The organism is Modestobacter roseus (genome assembly GCF_007994135.1).
In the GTDB taxonomy this organism is placed as follows: Bacteria; Actinomycetota; Actinomycetes; order Mycobacteriales; family Geodermatophilaceae; genus Modestobacter; species Modestobacter roseus.
The window spans coordinates 2,602,252-2,621,352 of record NZ_VLKF01000001.1 but is presented as its reverse complement, the minus strand read 5'-3'; the positions used below and the strand labels follow the sequence as shown (position 1 = coordinate 2,621,352).

Below are 19,101 nucleotides of genomic sequence, written 5' to 3'. Positions count from 1 at the left end.
CCCGACCCGGTCGGGTGGCTGTCCGCGCGGCTCCCCGCTGATCGGCGTCCGGCAGCCCTAGCCTGCCGGCGTGCACACCACCAGCATCGACGGGGTCCCGGCCTTCGTGGCCGACGGGCCGGCGCCGGTCGCCGCCGGGCTCGTGTTCGGGGTCGGCCGGCAGGACGAGACGTTCGTCCGCAGCGGCATCACCCACCTCGTCGAGCACCTGGTGATGGGCGGGGTGGGCAGGCGGGCGATCGAGGTGAACGCCTCCGTCGACCTCACGACGACCGAGTTCACGTGCACCGGTCCGGCGGATCAGGTGGCCGCCTTCCTGCGGGACGTGTGCACCCAGTTGGCCGACCCGCCGGTCGACCGGCTCCAGGTCGAGGCCGACGTCTTGCGCGCCGAGGGCGGCACGGTCGCCTCGCCCCCCGTCGCGCACCTGCTCGGTGAGCTCTACGGAGCGGACGGCCCCGGGCTGGCAGCCGTCCCCGAGCCGGCGCTGCTGGCGTTGACCGTGTCCGACGTGCGGACGTGGTCGGCGCGCTGGTTCCACCGCCGGAACGCCGCCGTCTGGTGGTCCGGGCCGGTCCCCGCTGATGCGTCCCTCCCGTTGCCGGGAGGAGAGGTCCCGCCGCGCCCTGCAGCCGTACCTCGCGCGCTGGACACGCCGGCTTGGACCGGATCGCCCTTCCCCGAGCGAGTGACCCTGGCGGCTCGCACGGGCGTGCGGTCAGGGGTGGGGGCCTGCCTGGCGGTGCTCCGCAGCCGGGTCGAGGACGAGCTGCGCCACCGGCGCGGGGTCAGCTACGCGGTGCAGACCGAGCAGGTCCCCGTGGGCCCGGACGAGGACGTGGTGGTGCTCTCCACCGACGTACGACCGGGGCACGAGGCGGTCGCCGCCCACGTGCTGTGGGAACAGCTGGTCGCGCTCGCCCTGCACGGTCCGCGGCCCGAGGAGTTGGACCACGAGCGGGCCGTGCTCGAGGCGGTGCTCGACGACCCGCGGTCCGCGGTCGAGGAGGCGCGCAGCCACGCGCGCGACCGGGTCACCGGCACCACCCCGGTGACCCGGTCCGAGCTGCGCGCCCGGGCGACCGCCCTCACCCCGGAGGCCGTGCGGGTCGTGGCGGCCGCGCTGCGGGACGCCGCCCTGCTCGCACTGCCCGAACCGCTGGCGGCCGGCCCGGCCGGGTTGCCCCGCTGGCCGGAGTGGTCGCAGGAGGTGGTCCTCGGTCGGGAGTTCCGGCCCACCCGGCGCTCCGGCGCGCCGCCCGCCGCCCGGCTGGTCGTCGGCGAGGAGGGGGTGAGTCTGTTCCTCGACTCCGCGGAGCGGGTCACCGTGCGGTGGGCGGACGTCGTGGGCCTGGTCCGGGTGGACCCGGACACGAGCCGGGTCCACGGTCGGGACGGCTTCGCCCTGCCGGTGGTGGCCTCGGACTGGCGGGACGGCGCCGAGGCCGAGGCGCTCGTCCGCGCCGCGGTCCCCGCGGAGCTGCACGTCCTCGCCGACGACGCGCGCGACGGTGCGGTGCTCCTGGTCAAGGCGCCCGTGCACCGGGTCGAGGAGGCCATCGGCGTGACCCGCTGGGAGGCCACGCTGGTGGGGGACGAGCGCTGGACCGCCCTGGTGCCCGACGAGGCGCACCCCTCCTGGGAGTGGGCGCAGCGGCTGGCTGGTGTCTCGGGGCAGCGGACGGTCGCACTCGCCGTCCGGCAGGGCCGGGTGGACGCCGACTACGTGCTGTACGAGCGCGGGGTGGAGGTCGACCGGCACCGCTGGGGCACCGTGCACGGGGACGCGGGCCGGCTGGCCCGGCTCACCGGGGCCGACCCGGCAGCGGTCGCCGGCGCGCTCTTCCGGTCCGGTGGGCCGGACGAGGTGGTGGACCACCTCGCGACGGTGCTGGACCTCCCCGAGGACGCCGTCCGGCTGCTCCGCGGGGAAGCCGTCCAGGAGCCCCGCCGGGTGGCCGGCAGAGGAGTGGTCGGCGGCATGCGGGCCGCCGTGCGCGGTGACTTCGCCCCACCACCGGGCAGCGGCACCTGGACCGACCGCTACGCCGCCCTGGGCCGCGCCCGGCCCTGGTGGTACCGCCTGCTCAACGCGCTCGCGGCGGTCGCCCTCGGCGTGGTGGCCGTGCGCGCGCTGACCGCCTGGGACGGGCTGGGCGGCTGGTCGGTCGTCGTCGCCGTCGTCGTGGGGCTGCTCGCGGTCTGCTCGGCCGTCGAGGTACGCCCGCCTCGCCGGCCCGCACCCGGTTCCCCGGGCGGGTGACGCGACGGCGATGGCCGTTTCCCGTCGGACCCGCCGGATACCGTGCTGCCCGTGAGCACCGAGGCAGGGGTGGAGCAGGAGGGGCTGGAGCAGCAGCCCACGGTCGAGGCGGCCGTCGACCGGGAGGACCTCACCGAGGTCCCCGACGACGCGCGCACCCGGCACCGCGACCTCTCCGAGGAGCTCGACCGGTACGCCTTCGCCTACTACGTGCAGGACGCGCCGCTGGTCAGCGACGGCCAGTACGACGAGCGTCTCGGCGAGCTGAGGGCGATCGAGGCCGCCCACCCGGCGCTGATCACCCCCGATTCGCCCAGCCAGAAGGTCAACGGCGGCTTCACCGCCACGTTCGCGCCGGTCCAGCACCTGGAACGGATGCAGAGCCTGGACAACGCCTTCTCCTCCGACGAGCTGTCGGCCTGGGCCGCCCGGGTCGAGCGGGACGCGGGCACCGGCGTCAGCTGGCTGTGCGAGCTCAAGATCGACGGCCTGGCCGTCGCGCTGCTCTACGAGAAGGGCCGGCTGGTGCGCGCGGCCACCCGCGGCGACGGCGCCACCGGCGAGGACGTCACCGCCAACGTGCGCACCATGCGCGACGTCCCGCAGCAGCTCGACGGCGACGACCTGCCCGACCGCCTCGAGGTGCGCGGCGAGATCTACTTCCCGGTGGCCGCGTTCGCCGACCTCAACGCCGCGATGGTCGAGCAGGGCAAGGCGCCGTTCGCCAACCCGCGCAACGCCGCGGCCGGCTCGCTGCGCCAGAAGGACCCGAAGGTCACCGCCTCGCGCCCGCTGCAGCTGATCGTGCACGGCATCGGCGCCCACGACGGCTGGCAGCCGGAGCGGCAGTCCGAGGCCTACGCCCGGCTGCGCGACCTCGGCCTGCCCACCAGCGGGCGGTACGAGGTCGTCGACGACCTCGAGGCGGTCTGGGGCTACATCGAGCGCTACCGCGACCAGCGGCACTCGGTCGAGCACGAGATCGACGGCGTCGTGGTGAAGGTCGACCAGGTCGCGCTGCAGCGACGGCTCGGGTCGACCAGCCGCGCCCCCCGGTGGGCGATCGCGTTCAAGTACCCGCCGGAGGAGGCCACCACGACGCTGGTCGACATCCGGGTCAACGTGGGCCGCACCGGCCGGGTGACGCCGTTCGCGTACATGGAGCCGGTCAAGGTCGCCGGCTCCACCGTCCAGCTCGCCACCCTGCACAACGCCAGCGAGGTGCAGCGCAAGGGCGTGCTGATCGGCGACACCGTCGTCATCCGCAAGGCCGGCGACGTCATCCCCGAGGTGCTCGGCCCGGTCGTCGCGGCGCGCACCGGCGACGAGCGGGCCTTCGTCATGCCCACCCACTGCCCCGAGTGCGGCACGGAGCTGCGCCCGGAGAAGGAGGGCGATGCCGACATCCGCTGCCCGAACTCCCGCTCGTGCCCCGCCCAGCTGCGTGAGCGCGTCTACCACGTGGCCGGCCGCGGTGCCTTCGACATCGAGGTGCTCGGCTACGAGGCGGCGGTCGCCCTCCTCGGGTCGCACCTGCTGACCGACGAGGGGGACGTCTTCTTCCTGGACGAGGACGCGTTGTGCCGCACCGACTTCTTCACCAAGAAGGACGGCACCCTCTCCGCGAACGGGCAGAAGCTGCTCGCCAACCTGCAGACCCGCAAGGACGTGCCGCTGTGGCGGGTGCTCGTGGGGCTGTCCATCCGGCACGTCGGCCCGACCGCCGCCCAGGCGCTGGCCCGCGAGTTCCGCTCCATCGACCGGCTGATGGCCGCCACCGAGGAGGAGCTCGCGGCCGCCGAGGGCGTCGGTCCCACCATCGCCACGGCGGTGCGCGACTGGTTCGCCGTCGACTGGCACCGCGAGGTCGTGGAGAAGTGGCGCCGGGCCGGGGTCCGGATGGCCGACGAGGGCGAGGACGCCGGGCCGGGGCCGCTCACCGGGGTCACCGTCGTCGTCACCGGGTCGCTGCGCGACCTGAGCCGGGACCAGGCGATCGCCGCGATCCAGGAGCGCGGCGGCAAGGTCACCGGCTCGGTGTCGAAGAAGACCGGCTTCGTCGTCGTCGGCGCCGACCCGGGCAGCAAGTACGACAAGGCCGTGCAGGTGAAGGCGCCGATCCTGGACGACGACGGGTTCCAGGTGCTGCTCGAGCAGGGCCCGGACGCCGCCCGCGAGGTCGCCACCATCGGCGACGGGAGCGAGGAGGGGTAGCTCGGCGCAGGGAGAGGGGCCGCCCTCAGACGGGGGGCATCCGGGCGACGGTCGCGGCGAGGCCGGTGAGGTGCGTCAGCCGCAGCAGCTCCGAGCGCCGGAACGCCGGTCCGCCGGAGCGGCCGAGGAGCACCGCCGCAGCGCCGTCGAGCGGTGCCGCCATCATCTCCACCGCGAGCTCCTGCCAGCGGGCCGGCACCCAGTCCGCCTCGCTGGGCAGCAGCAGCGGCCCGGTCAGCGGCAGCCACGGCATGGCCACCCCGTCCAGGGAGGGCGCGGCGTCCGAGGCGGCGAGCAGCTGGACGTCGTCGCCCGAGCCGGTGAGCACCACCGCCCAGCCGCTGCGGAAGACCCGTGGCAGCTCCGCGGCCAGCATCTTCACCGTGCCCTCGCCGGCCGGCGCGAGCGCCTCGAGCAGGTCCAGCTCCCGGTGCGTGTCCAGCGGCCCGGCGAACGGGCGCAGCGACTCCACCTGGACGCCCTCCACCGCGGTCGCCGCGGTGATCAGGCTGTCGGCCACCCGCTCGGGCGGCAGCTCGACCACGATGTCGTCCACGGCCACGCCGTTGCCGCGCTCCAGGACGTCGACGGAGACGATGTCGATGCCGGCCTCGCCCAGCGCGGTGGCGACCGCGCCGAGGATGCCGGGCCGGTCGGGCACGACCAGCCGCAAGAGGTAGGACACGTCGATCCTCCGGTGTCGTCCGGTGCAGGCCGATCTCCGTCGATCGCGGGCAGGTGCAGCCTCCCGCATGCCGGCCCGCGCACCAAGCCCGGCTCGCACGGCCTCCTGTGCACCGCCGACCGCCGTCCGGCCCCCACGTACAGTGGCGGGGTCGTGGACGTGGGCCTCCACCGGGCCCGGCCGGCAGACGGAGTGGGGTCGCAACAGAGCATGAGCAGCATCTCCCGGGACGACGTCGCGCACCTGGCGCGCCTGGCCCGGCTGGCGGTGACCGACGAGGAGCTCGACCGGTTCGCCGGCCAGCTCGACCAGGTGCTCGCAGCGGTCGCCCGCGTCGGTGAGGCCGCCGCCGGGGACGTCCCGCCGATGACCCACGCCGTGCCGCTGACGAACGTGCTGCGCGCCGACGTGGTCACCCCGAGCCTGCCCCGTGAGGCGGTGCTGGCCGCGGCCCCCGCCGCCGAGGACGGCCGTTTCCGCGTGCCGCGCATCCTGGGGGAGGCCGAGTGAGCGCGGCGATGACGACGTGCGAGCGAGCATCGCAGGGCGCGCCAGCCACCGAGGAGCGGAACGAGTACGGAGTCGAGCAGTGAGCACCGACCTGACCACCCTCGACGTCGCCGAGATGTCCCGCCGGCTGACCGCCGGTGAGGTGAGCGCCGCCGAGGTGACCCGCGCCCACCTGGACCGGATCGCCGCCGAGGACGGCGCCCTCGGCGCCTACCTGCACGTCGACGCCGACGCGGCGCTCGCCGCCGCGACCGCCGTCGACGAGTCGCGCGCCGCGGGCGCCGAGCTCGGCCCGCTGGCCGGTGTCCCGGTGGCGCTCAAGGACCTCGTCGTCACCGAGGGGGTGCCCACCACCAGCGGCTCGAAGATCCTCGAGGGCTGGCGGCCGCCGTACAGCGCGACGATCGCCACCCGGCTCGCCGAGGCCGGCACCGTGCTGCTCGGCAAGACGAACATGGACGAGTTCGCGATGGGCTCCTCCACCGAGAACTCCGCCTACGGCGTGAGCCGCAACCCCTGGGACCACGACCGGATCCCCGGCGGCTCCTCCGGTGGGTCCAGCTCCGCCGTCGCCGGGCACCTGGCGCCCTGGGCGATCGGCACCGACACCGGCGGCTCGATCCGCCAGCCCGCCGCGGTCACCGGCCTGGTCGGGCACAAGCCCACCTACGGCTCGGTCTCCCGGTACGGCCTGATCGCGTTCTCCTCCAGCCTCGACCAGGCCGGTCCGATGGCCCGCACGGTGCTCGACGCCGCCCTGATGCACGAGGTCATCGGCGGCCACGACCCGCGGGACTCCACCAGCATCGACTCGCCGCTGTTCGGGCTCGCCGACGCGGCCCGGGCCGGCGCCGCCGGCGACCTGAGCGGCGTGCGGGTGGGCGTCGTCCGCGAGCTCGGCGGCGACGGGCACACCGACGGGTACGACCCCGGCGTGCTGGCCCGGACCCGGGAGGCGGTCGAGCTGCTGGCGAGCCTCGGCGCCGAGGTCACCGAGGTCTCCTGCCCCTCCTTCGACCTGGCCCTGGCCGCCTACTACCTGATCGCCCCGAGCGAGGCGTCGAGCAACCTGGCCCGCTACGAGGGCGTCCGCTTCGGGCTGCGCGCCGGTGACGACGGCAGCCGGGACCTGGACGACGTCATGGCGCTGACCCGGGAGCAGGGCTTCGGCCCGGAGGTCAAGCGCCGGATCATCCTGGGCACCTACGCGCTGTCCAGCGGCTACTACGAGGCCTACTACGGCCAGGCGCAGAAGGTCCGCTCGCTCATCGCCGGCGAGTTCGCCGCCGCCTTCGCCGGGGTCGACGTGCTGGTCAGCCCGACCAGCCCGACCGTCGCCTGGCCGCTGGGCGCGCGGGTGGAGGACCCGATCTCGATGTACGCCGCCGACCTGTGCACGCTCCCGGCCAGCCTGGCCGGGCTGCCGGCGATCTCGGTGCCCAGCGGGCTGTCCGAGGGGCTGCCCGTCGGCCTGCAGGTGATGGCGCCCGCGCTGGCCGACGACCGCTGCTACCGGGTCGCCGCCGCGCTCGAGGCCGCCCAGGACGCCGCCCGCGGCCACCGCCTGCTCGACGAGCTGCCGGCCGCCGGGAGCGCGGCGTGACCGGCCCGCTCAAGGCCGCCTGGGGGCTGACCGCCTTCGTGATCGTCGCCGGCATCGTGCTCTGGGCCGTCACCGGCCGCGCGATCTTCGCCGTCTTCATCGTGCTGGGCCTGCTCACCGCGGTCGGCGCCTGGTTCACCGGGCGCACCGCACCCACAGGGAAGCAGACCCGGGCGACGGGCGAGCTCAGCTACCCGGAGGAGAAGGAGTGACCGCCACCATGACGGACCGGTTGGTCGAGTTCGACGATGCCGTCGCCCGCTACGAGCCGGTGATCGGCCTGGAGACGCACGTCGAGCTGGGCACCGCGTCGAAGATGTTCTGCGGCTGCTCGACCACCTTCGGCGCCGAGCCGAACACCCAGACCTGCCCGGTCTGCCTGGCGCTGCCCGGCTCGCTGCCGGTGGCCAACGCCGCGGCGATCGAGGCGACGATCCGGATCGGCCTGGCGCTGGGCTGCCGGATCGCCAACTGGTCGCGGTTCGCCCGGAAGAACTACTTCTACCCGGACATCCCCAAGGGCTTCCAGACCAGCCAGTACGACGAGCCGCTGTGCACCGCCGGACACCTCGACGTCGAGGTCGACGGGGAGACCTACCGGGTGGAGATCGAGCGGGTGCACCTGGAGGAGGACACCGGCAAGAACCTGCACGTCGGTGGCGCCACCGGCCGCATCCAGGGCGCCGACCACTCGCTGGTCGACTTCAACCGCGCCGGAATCCCGCTGGTCGAGATCGTCACCCGGCCGGTGCCGGGCACCGGCGCCAAGGCGCCGGAGGTGGCCCGCGCCTACGTCACCGAGCTGCGCGAGATCCTGCTGACCCTCGGGGTCTCCGAGGTGCGCATGGAGCAGGGCAACCTGCGCTGCGACGTGAACACCTCCCTCGCCCCGGTCGGCAGCCTCGAGTGGGGCACCCGCACCGAGACCAAGAACGTCAACTCGTTGCGGTCGGTCGAGCGGGCGGTCCGGTACGAGATGCGCCGCCAGGCCGCCCTGCTCGACGACGGCGGGACGATCCGGCAGGAGACCCGGCACTTCCACGAGGACACCGGCTCCACCTCGCCCGGGCGCAGCAAGGAGGAGGCCACCGACTACCGGTACTTCCCCGAGCCCGACCTGGTGCCGCTCGCGCCGGACGCCGACTGGGTCGAGTCGCTGCGCGCCGCGCTGCCCGAGCTGCCCGCCGCCCGCCGCGTCCGGCTGCAGCAGGAGTGGGGCATCTCCGGCACCGAGATGACCTGGCTGGCCAACGCCGGTGCGCTGGGCCTGGTCGAGCAGACCGTCGCCGCCGGCGCCGCCCCGGGCGACGCCCGCAAGTGGTGGCTGGGCGACCTGGCCCGGCGGGCCAACGACGGCGGCGTGGAGCTGGCCGAGCTGGCCATCACCCCGGCGCAGGTCGCCGAGCTCACCGGGCTGATCACCGCCGGCACGATCAACGACAAGCTCGCCCGGCAGGTGCTCGACGGCGTGCTCGGCGGCCAGGGCGGCCCGGCGCAGGTCGTCGAGGCGCAGGGGCTGGCGGTGATGGGGGAGTCCGACGAGCTGGTCGCCGCCGTCGACGCCGCCATCGCCGGAGCCCCCGACGTGGTCGAGAAGGTCCGCGCCGGCAAGGTGCAGGCGCTGGGCGCGCTCGTCGGGCAGGTCATGAAGGCCACCCGCGGCAAGGCCGACGCGCCCACGGTCAAGCGCATGCTCGAGGAGCGCGTGCTGCAGGGCTGAGCGTCCGCGGCACGGGCCCCGCCGGGGGCCCGTGCCGCTGCTGCCGGCCGGTCAGACCGGGGAGGTGGCCCCCGACGACGGCGGGGTCACCCGGAGCACCTTGTCGTCGTCCTCGGCCGGCTCGCCGGCGCCGTCGCGGTTCGAGGTGGTGACCCACAGGGCGCCCGCCGGGTCGACGGCGACGCTGCGCAGCCGCCCGTAGCGGCCGTCCAGGAAGGACTCCGGCTCCTCGACCGGCCGGCCGGTCTCGTCCAGCTGCACGATCGTCACCCGCTCGCCGTCGAGGGCGCCGAGGAACACGTAGGCACCGCTGACCGCGCAACCGCCCAGCCCGCCCTCCTCGGCGGGCACCTCCAGCACCGGGCGCGCACCGGCCGGCCCGACGTCGCCGTCGGGTCGTACCGCGTCCAGCGCGTCGGGGCCGGTGGCCGCCTCATCGGTGGCGTACACCCGGTCGTCGAGGCCCGCGCAGAGCGCGGTGACGTCCCGGTGGCCGCGTGAGGTGACCGGGCCGGCGCCGACCGGCTGGCCGAACACGTCGACGGCCAGCACCTTGCCGGCCAGCGACGCGGGGTCGGCGGCGAGCGCCGGGTCGCCGGTGTTGCCGGTCCCCACGTAAAGGGTGCCGTCCGGCCCGAAGGCCAGCCCGCCGCCGTTGGCCACCGCACCGCGCGGGATGCCGGTGAGCACCGGGTTGGGCGCGCCGCCGATCGGGAAGCGGACCACCCGGTTGTCGGTGGCGGTGGACACGTAGGCGTAGAGCAGCCCGTCCTCGGCGAAGGTGGGGGAGAGCGCCAGCCCGAGCAGCCCGCCCTCGCCGGTGGTGTCGACCGGCAGCACCATCAGCTCGCGGGCCGGCGAGCGGTCGGGGAAGACCTGCAGCAGCCGGCCGGTGTCCCGCTCCCCGACGACGGCGGTGCCGTCGGGCAGCACCACGAGCCCGGTGGGGACGTCGAGGTCGGTGGCGACGACGTTCGGGTCGCCGGCGGCCTGCTCCTGCTGGGTGCCGGGCGTGGAGGGCTGCCCCGGGACGGGGGCGGGGGCGCTCCCCGGCGGCGGGCCCACCTGCGGCGGCTGCCCCTGCGGGATCTCCCGGAACGGACCGGACGGGGTGTAGCCGCCGCCGCAGCCGGTCAGGGCGGCACCGCCGAGCAGGGTGCCGGCGAGCAGGGCGCCGGCCAGCCGGGTGCGCGCTCCCGCCGTCGACCCGCCCACGCCTGCCACAGTACGGCCCGCCCGCCACCGCCGCGGTCGCCCGGACGGGCCGCCGGGACCGCCGCACCCTAGGGTCGGGAGCCGTGCCGGACACGTCCCCGCCCCTGCTGGAGCTCGGCCCCGACGAGACGCTGCACGTGCTCGTGCCCTCGCGCGCGATGGCCGGAGCGGTCGAGGCGCTGTCACCGCGGGTGACCGCCCACCGCTTCGACCCGGCCGACGGCCTGCCCACCGGGGAGGCCACCCGCGCCCAGGTGCTCGTGCCGCGGGGCGGCGCGGCGCCCACCCAGGAGCTGCTGGACGCGCTGCCGGACCTGCGCCTGGTGCAGCTGCTCAGCGCGGGCGCGGAGAAGTTCGCCGGCCGGCTGCCCGACCGGGTGGTGCTCTGCAACGCCCGGGGTGCGCACACCCCCGCGACCGCCGAATGGGCGGTCGCCGCGACGCTCGCCGCCCAGCGGGGCCTCCCCTCCTTCACCCGGGCGCAGGACGCCGGTCGCTGGGCGCCCGCCACGCACCACTCGCTGGTCGGCGCCCGGGTGCTCGTCGTCGGCGCGGGCGACATCGGCCGGGCCATCGGCCGGATGCTCGCCGGCTTCGACGTCGAGCTGACCTGGGTCGCGCGCACCGCCCGCGACGGCGTGCACGCGATGGACGAGCTGCCCGGCCTGCTGCCGCACGCCGACGTCGTGGTGCTCATCGTCCCGGTCACCCCGCAGACGACCGGCATGGTCGACGCCGGCTTCCTGGCCGCGATGAAGGACGGCGCCCTGCTGGTCAACGCCGCCCGCGGCGTGGTCGTGGACACCGACGCCCTGCTGGCCGAGCTGCACCGCGGCCGGCTGCGCGCGGCGCTGGACGTCACCGACCCCGAGCCGCTGCCCGACGGGCACCCGCTGTTCGCCGCCCCGGGGCTGCTGCTCACCCCGCACGTGGCCGGCGACGTGCCCGGCACCGAGGCACGGGCGACCGCGGCCGTGACCGAGCAGCTGGCACGGGTGCTGGCCGGCCGCCCGCTGGAGAACGTCGTCCGCGACTACTGACGGCCCCGTCCAGAGGCTCGCCCCGAGCCTGCGAGGAGTCCGGGGGACGGGGTCGTTGCTCAGGGGGCGGGGATGCGCCCGCCGGTCAGCGCGGCCAGCCGGGGCAGGTCGCGGGCCCGCAGCACCGGCAGGCGCACCTCGCTGCCGCCGGTCGTGACCAGCCACAGTGCGCGGTCCTCGGCCACCCGCACGCCGGCCAGCTCGGCCCAGGGCACCAGCCGCCGGCCGGCCAGGGAGCGGGCGGTCATCCCGTCGGGGCCGACGTCGACGCCGACCCGGAGCACCCACAGGCCGAGCACCAGCGGCACCACCAGCAGGAGCAGCAGCCAGGCCGTGGCGGTCGCCAGCGGCAGCACCCCGATGGCCAGCAGGCCCACCGGCAGCAGCGCCGTCCGGCTCATCCGCATCCGCGCCGTCCTCACGTCCGCCATGGTCCCAGAACCACTCGGCTCCCAGACCCGGCTCACCCCGCGGCGAGCCGGGCGAGCCGGTCGGCGGCGTCGGTGCCCGGCGCGGCGGTGTAGACCACCAGGTGCACCCCGGGCGCGTCGGCGGGGGTGAGCTGGTGGTGCTCCAGCACGAGCTCACCGACCTCGGGATGGGCGAAGCGGCGCTCGCCGGAGGTGAACCGGTCGACGTCGTGGCTGGCCCAGCCGGCCCGGAAGTGCTCGCTGGCCGCCTCCAGGCGGGCCACCAGGCGCACCACGGCCGGGTCGTGCAGCCGGCCACCGACCTCGGCCCGGAACTGGGTGAGGAAGCGTCGGCTGTCGGTGGTCCAGTCGGCGAGCAGCCCGCGCACCCGGGGATCGGTGAAGACCAGCCACAGCAGGTTCCGGTCGCCCTCGGCGGCGTCGGCGGCGCCCGGGTAGAAGCGCGCGTAGGCGTCGTTCCAGCCGACGATCGACCAGTCGGGGGTGATCGCGTAGGCGGGGGAGGGGCCCAGCGCGTCCAGCAGCCGCTGCAGGTGCGGCGGCAGGCCGCCGGCGGTGCCGGACGGGGTCGCGGCGGGGTGCCCGGCCAGCCGCAGCACGTACTCGTGCTCGGCGGCCGACATCTGCAGCGTGCCGGCCACCGCGTCGACCACCTGCCGGGAGGGCCGGATGTCCCGCCCCTGCTCCAGCCACGTGTACCAGGTGTGGCTGACCCCGGCGAGCAGCGCGACCTCCTCCCGGCGCAGCCCCGGGGTGCGCCGGGCGCCGGCCCCGGGCAGGCCGACGGCGGCCGGGTCGACCTGCCGGCGGCGGGACCGCAGGAAGGCGGCGAGCTCCTCGCGCGGGGTGCCGGGCACGGGTGTCCTCCTCGGGACTGGGTGGTGGTGCTGGTACCAGCATGGACCGCATCTGGGGGAGGCGGCCGGACCCGCCTAGCATCGCCGTCGTGACCAGCACCGTGGACGACCGTGCCGAGCAGACCACCCCGGGTGCACCCGGCATCGACATCAAGCCGCGCAGCCGGGCGGTGACCGACGGGGACGCCAAGGCCCCGGCCCGGGCGATGCTGCGCGCGGTGGGCATGGGCGACGACGACTTCGCCAAGCCGCAGATCGGCGTCGCCTCGTCCTGGAACGAGATCACCCCCTGCAACCTCTCCCTGGACCGGCTGGCCAAGAGCGCCAAGGAGGGGGTGCACGCCGCCGGCGGGTTCCCGCTGGAGTTCGGCACCATCTCGGTCTCCGACGGCATCTCCATGGGGCACGAGGGCATGCGCGCCTCGCTGGTGTCCCGCGAGGTGATCGCCGACTCGGTGGAGACGGTCATGTTCGCCGAGCGGCTGGACGGCTCGGTGCTGCTGGCCGGCTGCGACAAGTCCCTGCCCGGCATGCTGATGGCCGCCGCGCGGCTGGACCTGGCCAGCGTCTTCCTCTACTCCGGGTCCACCCTGCCGGGGAAGCTGGGCGACAAGGACCTCACGATCATCGACGTCTTCGAAGGCGTCGGTGCGTGCGCGCGCGGGCTGATCACCCGCGAGGAGCTCACCGCGATCGAGAAGGCCGCCTGCCCCGGCCAGGGCTCCTGCGGTGGCATGTACACCGCCAACACGATGGCCAGCGTCGCCGAGGCGCTGGGCATGAGCCTGCCCGGCAGCGCCGCCCCGCCGGCCCCGGACCGCCGCCGCGACGACTACGCGGTCAAGTCCGGCGAGGCCGTGGTCGAGCTGCTCCGCACGGGCATCACCGCGCGGCAGATCATGACCCGCGAGGCGTTCGAGAACGCGATCACCGTGGTCATGGCGCTGGGCGGCTCCACCAACGCCGTCCTGCACCTGATGGCGATCGCGCACGAGGCGCAGGTCGAGCTGACGCTGGAGGACTTCAACCGGATCGGCGACCGCACCCCGCACCTGGCCGACGTGAAGCCCTTCGGCCGGTTCGTGATGACCGACGTCGACCGGGTCGGCGGCGTCCCCGTCGTGCTGCGGGCGCTGCTGGACGCAGGCCTGCTGCACGGCGACACCCTCACCGTCACCGGGAAGACCATGGCGGAGAACCTCGCCGAGCTGTCCCCGCCGGACCCCGACGGCGCGATCATCCACGCGATGAACGAGCCGATCCACCGCACCGGCGGCCTGACGATCCTGCGCGGGTCGCTGGCCCCCGACGGCGCGGTGGTCAAGTCCGCCGGCTTCGACACCGACGTGTTCGAGGGCACCGCCCGGGTCTTCGACGGTGAGCAGGGCGCGATGGACGCCGTCACCGAGGGCACGCTGCAGGCCGGGGACGTGGTGGTCATCCGCTACGAGGGCCCCAAGGGCGGCCCGGGGATGCGGGAGATGCTCGCGGTGACCGGCGCGATCAAGGGCGCCGGGCTGGGCAAGGACGTCCTGCTGCTCACCGACGGCCGGTTCTCCGGGGGCACCACCGGCCTCTGCGTCGGGCACATCGCGCCCGAGGCCACCGACGGCGGCCCGATCGCCTTCGTGCAGGACGGCGACCCGATCCGCCTGGACCTGGCCAACCGCACCCTGGAGCTGCTGGTCGACGACGACGAGCTGGCCCGCCGCCGCACGGGGTGGGCGCCGCCCGCGCCCCGCTACACGACCGGCGTGCTCGGCAAGTACGCCAAGCTGGTCGGTTCGGCCGCGCAGGGCGCCGTCTGCGGCTGACCGCCGCCGCCCCCATGGGGTGAGACCCACCCGGCGCACCGTTCGGCCGGGTGGGTCCGGCGCCGACAGTTCACCGTGTGGAGTCCAGGCGCCGGCGCGCACCCGGCTGGTGGTTGAGCGCTGCCCCGGTGCTGGCCCGCCAGGCCACCGGGGTGCTGTTCGGCGCCGCCGTGGTCGCGGTCGCCCTCGCACTCCTCACCGACCTGGTGCCGCCCCGGCCGGCCGGCGGCGTGCTGCTCGGCTGCCTGGCCCTCGGGCTCTGGCGCCGGCAGCGCGGTGACCGGGACCGGGCCCGCGGGTTCGCCCGGCTGCTGCAGTCGCCGTCGTTCGCCCGGTCGCTGGCGCAGGCCGGGAGCGACGCGGCGCTCGTGCTCGACGGCACCCTGCGGATCTCCTGGGCCGCCCCCGGGCTGTCGGCGGCCACGCCGGTCGACGTCCCGCTGACCGGCTCCCGGCTGGCCGACGTGGTGCACCCGGACGACGCGGCCGGGGTGCTGGCGTGGCTGACCGGCCCGTCGGACGTCCCCGGCCCCACCGGGGTGCACACCTTCCGGCTGCCCGTGCCCGGCGTGGGCTGGCGGGTGCTGGAGGCGGCGGCCACCGACCTGCGCGCCGACGCGGAGGTGCGGGCACTGGTGCTGCACTGCCGGGACGTGGGCGCGCGCCTGGACCGGGAGCGCGAGCTGAGCTCCCTGGCCTTCACCGACCCCCTGACCGGGCTGCCCAACCGGGCGGCCCAGCAGCGCTCGCTGGCGCAGCTCCTCGACCGGCCGGCCGGTGCGGACCCCTCCGGTGAGGTGGCGCTGCTGGTCATCGAGGTGCTGGGGTTGCGCGAGGCCGGCGAGCAGGCCGGCCGGGACGTCGTGGACGTCGCCGTCGCCGAGGTCGCCCGCCGGCTGCGCGCCACCGTGCGCACCGAGGACCAGGTCGCCCGGCTCTCCGCCGAGGCGTTCGGCGTGCTCGCCCACGGCACCGGCGACGAGCCGGACCGCCTCGCCGCACGCTGCCTGGCCGTCATCGAGGCGCCGATCGGCACCGATGCCGGCCTGGTCGACCTCACCGCCGTCGTCGGCGTCGTGGCGCTGCCGCCCGGCCTCACCGGCCGCCAGGCCAGTGACCGGGCCGACCTGGCCGTGCTCGACGCCCGCGCGGCGGGGCCGGGCTCGGTGCGCCGTTACCGCCCGGAGCTGACCGCCGCCCGGGACCGCCGGGACCAGCTGCGCCGCGACCTGGTCGGCGCCCGCGAACGGGGTGAGCTCACGCTCGTCTGGCAGCCCATCGTGTCCCTGACCGACCACCAGGTCGCCGGGGTGGAGGCGCTGCTGCGCTGGCGGCACCCGGTGCACGGCGAGGTGCAGCCGGAGGAGTTCCTGCCGGTCGCCGAGCGCGCCGGTCTGGTGGTCGAGCTGCAGCGCTGGCTGCTGGCCGAGGCCACCGCCGGGGTGCAGCAGCTGCCGCAGCACGGCCCGGCGCCGCTCCGGCTCGGGGTCAACGTCTCCGCCGCCCACCTGGCCGCCGGCACGCTGGTCGCCGACGTCACGACCGCGCTGGCAGCCAGCGGGCTGTCGCCCGAGCGGCTCGTGGTGGAGGTGCCCGAGGCGGCCCTGGACGGCCCGCACGTGATCGACGACGTGACCGCGCTGCGGCTGATGGGGGTGCACCTGGCCCTCGACGACTTCGGCAGCGGCCGGTCCGCCCTGCCGCGGCTGGGTCGGCTCCCGGTCGACGTGATCAAGCTCGACCGGGCGCTGCTGGCCGCCGTCGACCGGGACGCCTACACCCGGGTGGTGTGCGAGTCCGTCGTCGGCCTGGGCGCATCGCTGGGCATCGACGTGGTCGCCGAGGGCGTGGAGACCACCAGCCAGCTCGCCGTGCTGGAGGGCGTCGGCTGCGGCTTCGCGCAGGGCTTCCTGCTCTCCCGGCCCGTCCCGCTCGGTGCGCTCACCGAGCTGCTGGACGCTGGCGCGGGGCGGCTGTGGCCCGGGCTCGTCGGGCGGGCGGTGTGAACGCTCCGCGGGGGTGCCCGGGTGTGGCGCCGCCGGCGACCGGCACGTGGCCGCGCACCACGGTGCTGGTCGCGCTGGCCGCCGTCGCCGCGGGGCTGGCCGCGCTCCCCGTCCTGGCGCCCGCCGGCCTGTCCCGCCACGCCGGCCCGCTGCTGGCGGGGGCGACCACCCTGATCGTGGGCGTGCTGGTGCACCGGCACAGCCGCCGTCCCGGCGCCGTGTCCCCGGGCGTGTGGCGAACCTTCGCGGTCATCACCGCCCTGGTCGGGGCCGGACAGCTGATCCGCGGCGTGACCGGCGCCGGGGTCAACCCGCAGACCGGAGGGCCGGCCGACGTGGCGCTGGCCGCCACTGCACCGCTCGCCCTGGTGCTGTGGTACCTGCTCGCGCGTGCCGCGGGCGGGCGGGCGAGCCTGCAGGTGGCCCTCGACGGCGCCGTCGCGCTGATCGCCCTCGGTGTCCTGGTCGAGGTGGTGCTCCCCGCGGTCGCCCCGCGGGCGGCCGGTGCCGATCGGCTGCTTACCTCCGGGTACCCGGCGGCCAGCGCGGTGCTCGTCGCGGTCGGGCTGGTCACGCTGGCCTCGGTGGGTCCGGCACGCCGCCGGGCCGCCGGCTGGCTGCTGCTCGCGCTCGGTGCGTTGGCGGTGACGTTGACCAGCGGGTCGATCGCGGCCGCGGAGCCTGCCGCGGGGTGGGACGCACTGACCGCCGTGGCCTACGTGGCTGGCCTGGCGGCCACGACGCTGGCGCTCGACGCGGACCCGGGCCCGGGCACCGACGAGGACGCCGACCCGGTGGTCACCCCGCTGGCGGGGGTGCTGGTCAGCTACTGCCTGGCGTTCGGGGTCGTCCTCCTGCTGCTGGCCGGGTGGGCCGGCGGGCGGCCGATCAGCGTGCTGGAGGCGGTGGCGACCGGGGTTCTGCTGGCCGCCACCCTGGCCCGCACGCTGCTCTGGGCCGCCGACGCCACCCGGCTGACCCGTCAGGTGCTGCGCGCCGAGGCGTACTTCCGCACGCTGGTGCACAGCGCCGCGGACATCACCATCGTGCTGGACCAGCGGGGCGCGATCACCTGGGCGTCCGGGGCCGGCAAGGGTCCGGCTGCCTGGGCCGCGCGCGACCTGGAAGGACGGCCGCTGCTGGACTTCGTCCACCCCGAGGACCGCGCCGACCTGGTGCGCGTGCTGGCCGCCGCCGACCTGGACGACCCGAGCGGCCGCTCCTTCCGGCTCCGCACCCGCGACGGCGGGTGGCGGCCGTTCGAGCCGGTCCGGGTCATCCCGTCGGAGGCGCTGCACGCCGCCCCCGAGGGCGCCCCGCGCGGCGCGGCTCGCGGCGGGAACGGGCTGGTGCTCCACCTGCGCGACGTCGACGACCGGCGCTCGGTCGAGCTGGAGCTCGAGCGGCTGGCCTACACCGACTACCTGACCGGGCTGCCCAACCGGGCCCGCCTGATGGCAGCGCTGGCCGGGGCCCGCAGCCGTGCGGCCGCCGGCGAGGCCGGCTGCCTGCTCCTGCTGGACCTGGACGGCTTCAAGGCGGTCAACGACGTCGCCGGGCACGAGGCGGGTGACCTGCTGCTGATCGAGGTCGCCGACCGGCTCCGCGCCACCGTCCGCGACCGTGACCTGGTCGGCCGGCTCGGCGGCGACGAGTTCGCCGTCGTGGTGCGCGGTGGGCTGTCGGAGGCGACGGCGCTGGCCGAGCGGGTGGTCACCGAGCTCGCCGGCGTGCACCGGGCGGTGCCGACGCCGGGTGCGGACCCGGACCTGGTCTTCGACGTCTCCTGCAGCATCGGGGTGACCGCGCTCGACCCGGTCGACGAGGTGGCCGTGACCATCCGCTCCGCCGACCTCGCGCTGCGGGCGGCCAAGGCGGCCGGCAAGGGCTGCGTGCGCCGCCACGGCGAGGCGGCCGACAGCGCGACCGGCCGGCGCACCCGGCTCGCCCGGGACCTGCCCGACGCGCTGGCCCGGGGCGAGCTGCGGCTGGAGTACCAACCGGTCGTCGGCACCGTGGAACGCCGGGTGCTGGGCGTGGAGGCGCTGCTGCGCTGGGACCACCCGGTGCTCGGGCCGGTGCCGCCGGCGGAGTTCGTCCCGCTGGCCGAGGACGACGGGCTGATCGTGCCGCTGCAGCGCTGGGTGCTGGAGCAGGCCACCGCGGAGCTCGCCGGGCTGCTGCGCCAGGGGCGGGACCTGCAGCTGGGGGTGAACATCAGCGTCCGGCACCTGCAGTCGGGCAGCCTGGTCCCCGACGTCGCCGCGGCGCTGGCGCGCTCCGGGCTGCCCCCGCGGCGGCTGATGCTGGAGGTCGCCGAGTCGCTCTTCCTCGGCCAGCCCGACCGGGCCGACGGCGACCTGCAGACGCTGCACGACATGGGCTGCGTGATCTCCCTGGACGACTTCGGCCGCGGCTACTCGACGTTCGCCCACCTCACCCGGCTCCCGGTGGACGTGCTCAAGATGGACCGGGAGTTCCTGGCCGGCATCGAGGCCGACGAGCGCAGCGCCGCCCTGGTGCACACGGTCATCGAGCTGGGCCGCCGGCTCTCGATCGACGTCGTCGCCGAGGGGGTGGAGACGCCGGGGGAGCTGGCCGCGCTGCAGGTGCTGGGCTGCCGGTACCTGCAGGGCCACCTGCTCGGGCGGCCCGTCGGACCCGAGGGCCTGGCAGCGGTCATCGACTCCTTCGACGCCACGCTCCTCGACGGCGAGCCGGCCGCCGCGGGCGGCCGCTGACC

The 19,101-nt window shown here is 76.0% G+C and carries 14 protein-coding genes; 10 read left to right on the top strand and 4 right to left on the bottom strand.

Going from position 1 to position 19,101, the window contains the following annotated elements; all coding sequences use genetic code 11:
• Nucleotides 1-70 precede the first annotated feature (70 nt).
• Entirely contained in the window at nt 71-2,263 is a 2,193-nt protein-coding gene (locus JD78_RS12410; RefSeq protein WP_153360184.1) for a peptidase M16 family protein, read from the top strand.
• Nucleotides 2,264-2,314: 51 nt separating this feature from the next.
• Nucleotides 2,315-4,477, top strand: a complete 2,163-nt coding sequence (gene ligA / locus JD78_RS12405; RefSeq protein WP_153360185.1) for an NAD-dependent DNA ligase LigA — start codon at nt 2,315-2,317, stop codon at nt 4,475-4,477.
• 25 nt (nt 4,478-4,502) lie between these two features.
• On the opposite strand, the gene JD78_RS12400 is transcribed toward ligA, so the two are convergent.
• Nucleotides 4,503-5,162, bottom strand: a complete 660-nt coding sequence (locus JD78_RS12400; protein WP_153360186.1) for an ACT domain-containing protein — start codon at nt 5,160-5,162, stop codon at nt 4,503-4,505.
• A 210-nt stretch (nt 5,163-5,372) separates the two neighbouring features.
• On the opposite strand from JD78_RS12400, the gene gatC reads away from it, so the two are divergent.
• The 4 genes from gatC to gatB all read left to right on the top strand — a co-directional run bounded on the left by gatC (nt 5,373) and on the right by gatB (nt 8,995).
• Nucleotides 5,373-5,672: an Asp-tRNA(Asn)/Glu-tRNA(Gln) amidotransferase subunit GatC gene (gene gatC / locus JD78_RS12395; protein WP_153360187.1), complete on the top strand. Its 300-nt coding sequence runs from the start codon at nt 5,373-5,375 to the stop codon at nt 5,670-5,672.
• 79 nt (nt 5,673-5,751) lie between these two features.
• Nucleotides 5,752-7,275, top strand: coding sequence for an Asp-tRNA(Asn)/Glu-tRNA(Gln) amidotransferase subunit GatA (gatA, locus tag JD78_RS12390; RefSeq protein WP_228395145.1), 1,524 nt, complete (start codon nt 5,752-5,754; stop codon nt 7,273-7,275).
• Entirely contained in the window at nt 7,272-7,487 is a 216-nt protein-coding gene (locus tag JD78_RS12385) for a hypothetical protein (RefSeq protein ID WP_153360189.1), read from the top strand. The genes gatA and JD78_RS12385 overlap by 4 nt, the downstream gene beginning before the upstream one ends.
• Nucleotides 7,484-8,995, top strand: coding sequence for an Asp-tRNA(Asn)/Glu-tRNA(Gln) amidotransferase subunit GatB (gene gatB, locus JD78_RS12380; RefSeq protein ID WP_228395146.1), 1,512 nt, complete (start codon nt 7,484-7,486; stop codon nt 8,993-8,995). The genes JD78_RS12385 and gatB overlap by 4 nt, the downstream gene beginning before the upstream one ends.
• 51 nt (nt 8,996-9,046) lie before the next feature.
• Here gatB and JD78_RS12375 read toward each other — a convergent pair whose 3' ends face one another.
• Nucleotides 9,047-10,210 carry a PQQ-dependent sugar dehydrogenase gene (locus JD78_RS12375; RefSeq protein ID WP_166521156.1) on the bottom strand — a complete coding sequence of 388 codons (1,164 nt, stop codon included), beginning with the start codon at nt 10,208-10,210 and terminating at the stop codon, nt 9,047-9,049.
• Nucleotides 10,211-10,293: 83 nt separating this feature from the next.
• Here JD78_RS12375 and JD78_RS12370 point away from each other — a divergent pair, with 83 nt between their 5' ends.
• Complete coding sequence (locus tag JD78_RS12370; protein ID WP_208104090.1) at nt 10,294-11,250, top strand: 2-hydroxyacid dehydrogenase; 957 nt, start codon at nt 10,294-10,296, stop codon at nt 11,248-11,250.
• Nucleotides 11,251-11,309: 59 nt separating this feature from the next.
• On the opposite strand, the gene JD78_RS12365 is transcribed toward JD78_RS12370, so the two are convergent.
• Nucleotides 11,310-11,681, bottom strand: coding sequence for a PH domain-containing protein (locus JD78_RS12365; RefSeq protein ID WP_228395147.1), 372 nt, complete (start codon nt 11,679-11,681; stop codon nt 11,310-11,312).
• 32 nt (nt 11,682-11,713) lie between these two features.
• Nucleotides 11,714-12,538, bottom strand: a complete 825-nt coding sequence (locus tag JD78_RS12360; RefSeq protein WP_153360193.1) for a helix-turn-helix transcriptional regulator — start codon at nt 12,536-12,538, stop codon at nt 11,714-11,716.
• 89 nt (nt 12,539-12,627) lie between these two features.
• Between JD78_RS12360 and ilvD the strand changes: the two genes are divergently transcribed.
• The 3 genes from ilvD to JD78_RS12345 all read left to right on the top strand — a co-directional run bounded on the left by ilvD (nt 12,628) and on the right by JD78_RS12345 (nt 19,099).
• The gene (gene ilvD, locus JD78_RS12355; RefSeq protein WP_228395148.1) at nt 12,628-14,352 is read left to right on the top strand and encodes a dihydroxy-acid dehydratase; all 1,725 of its coding nucleotides are present in this window, start codon (nt 12,628-12,630) and stop codon (nt 14,350-14,352) included.
• 113 nt (nt 14,353-14,465) lie between these two features.
• On the top strand, nt 14,466-16,358 hold the full coding sequence (locus JD78_RS12350; RefSeq protein WP_166521155.1) for a putative bifunctional diguanylate cyclase/phosphodiesterase: 1,893 nt from the start codon (nt 14,466-14,468) through the stop codon (nt 16,356-16,358).
• A 23-nt stretch (nt 16,359-16,381) separates the two neighbouring features.
• Nucleotides 16,382-19,099: a putative bifunctional diguanylate cyclase/phosphodiesterase gene (locus JD78_RS12345; RefSeq protein WP_153360197.1), complete on the top strand. Its 2,718-nt coding sequence runs from the start codon at nt 16,382-16,384 to the stop codon at nt 19,097-19,099.
• Nucleotides 19,100-19,101: the final 2 nt, after the last annotated feature.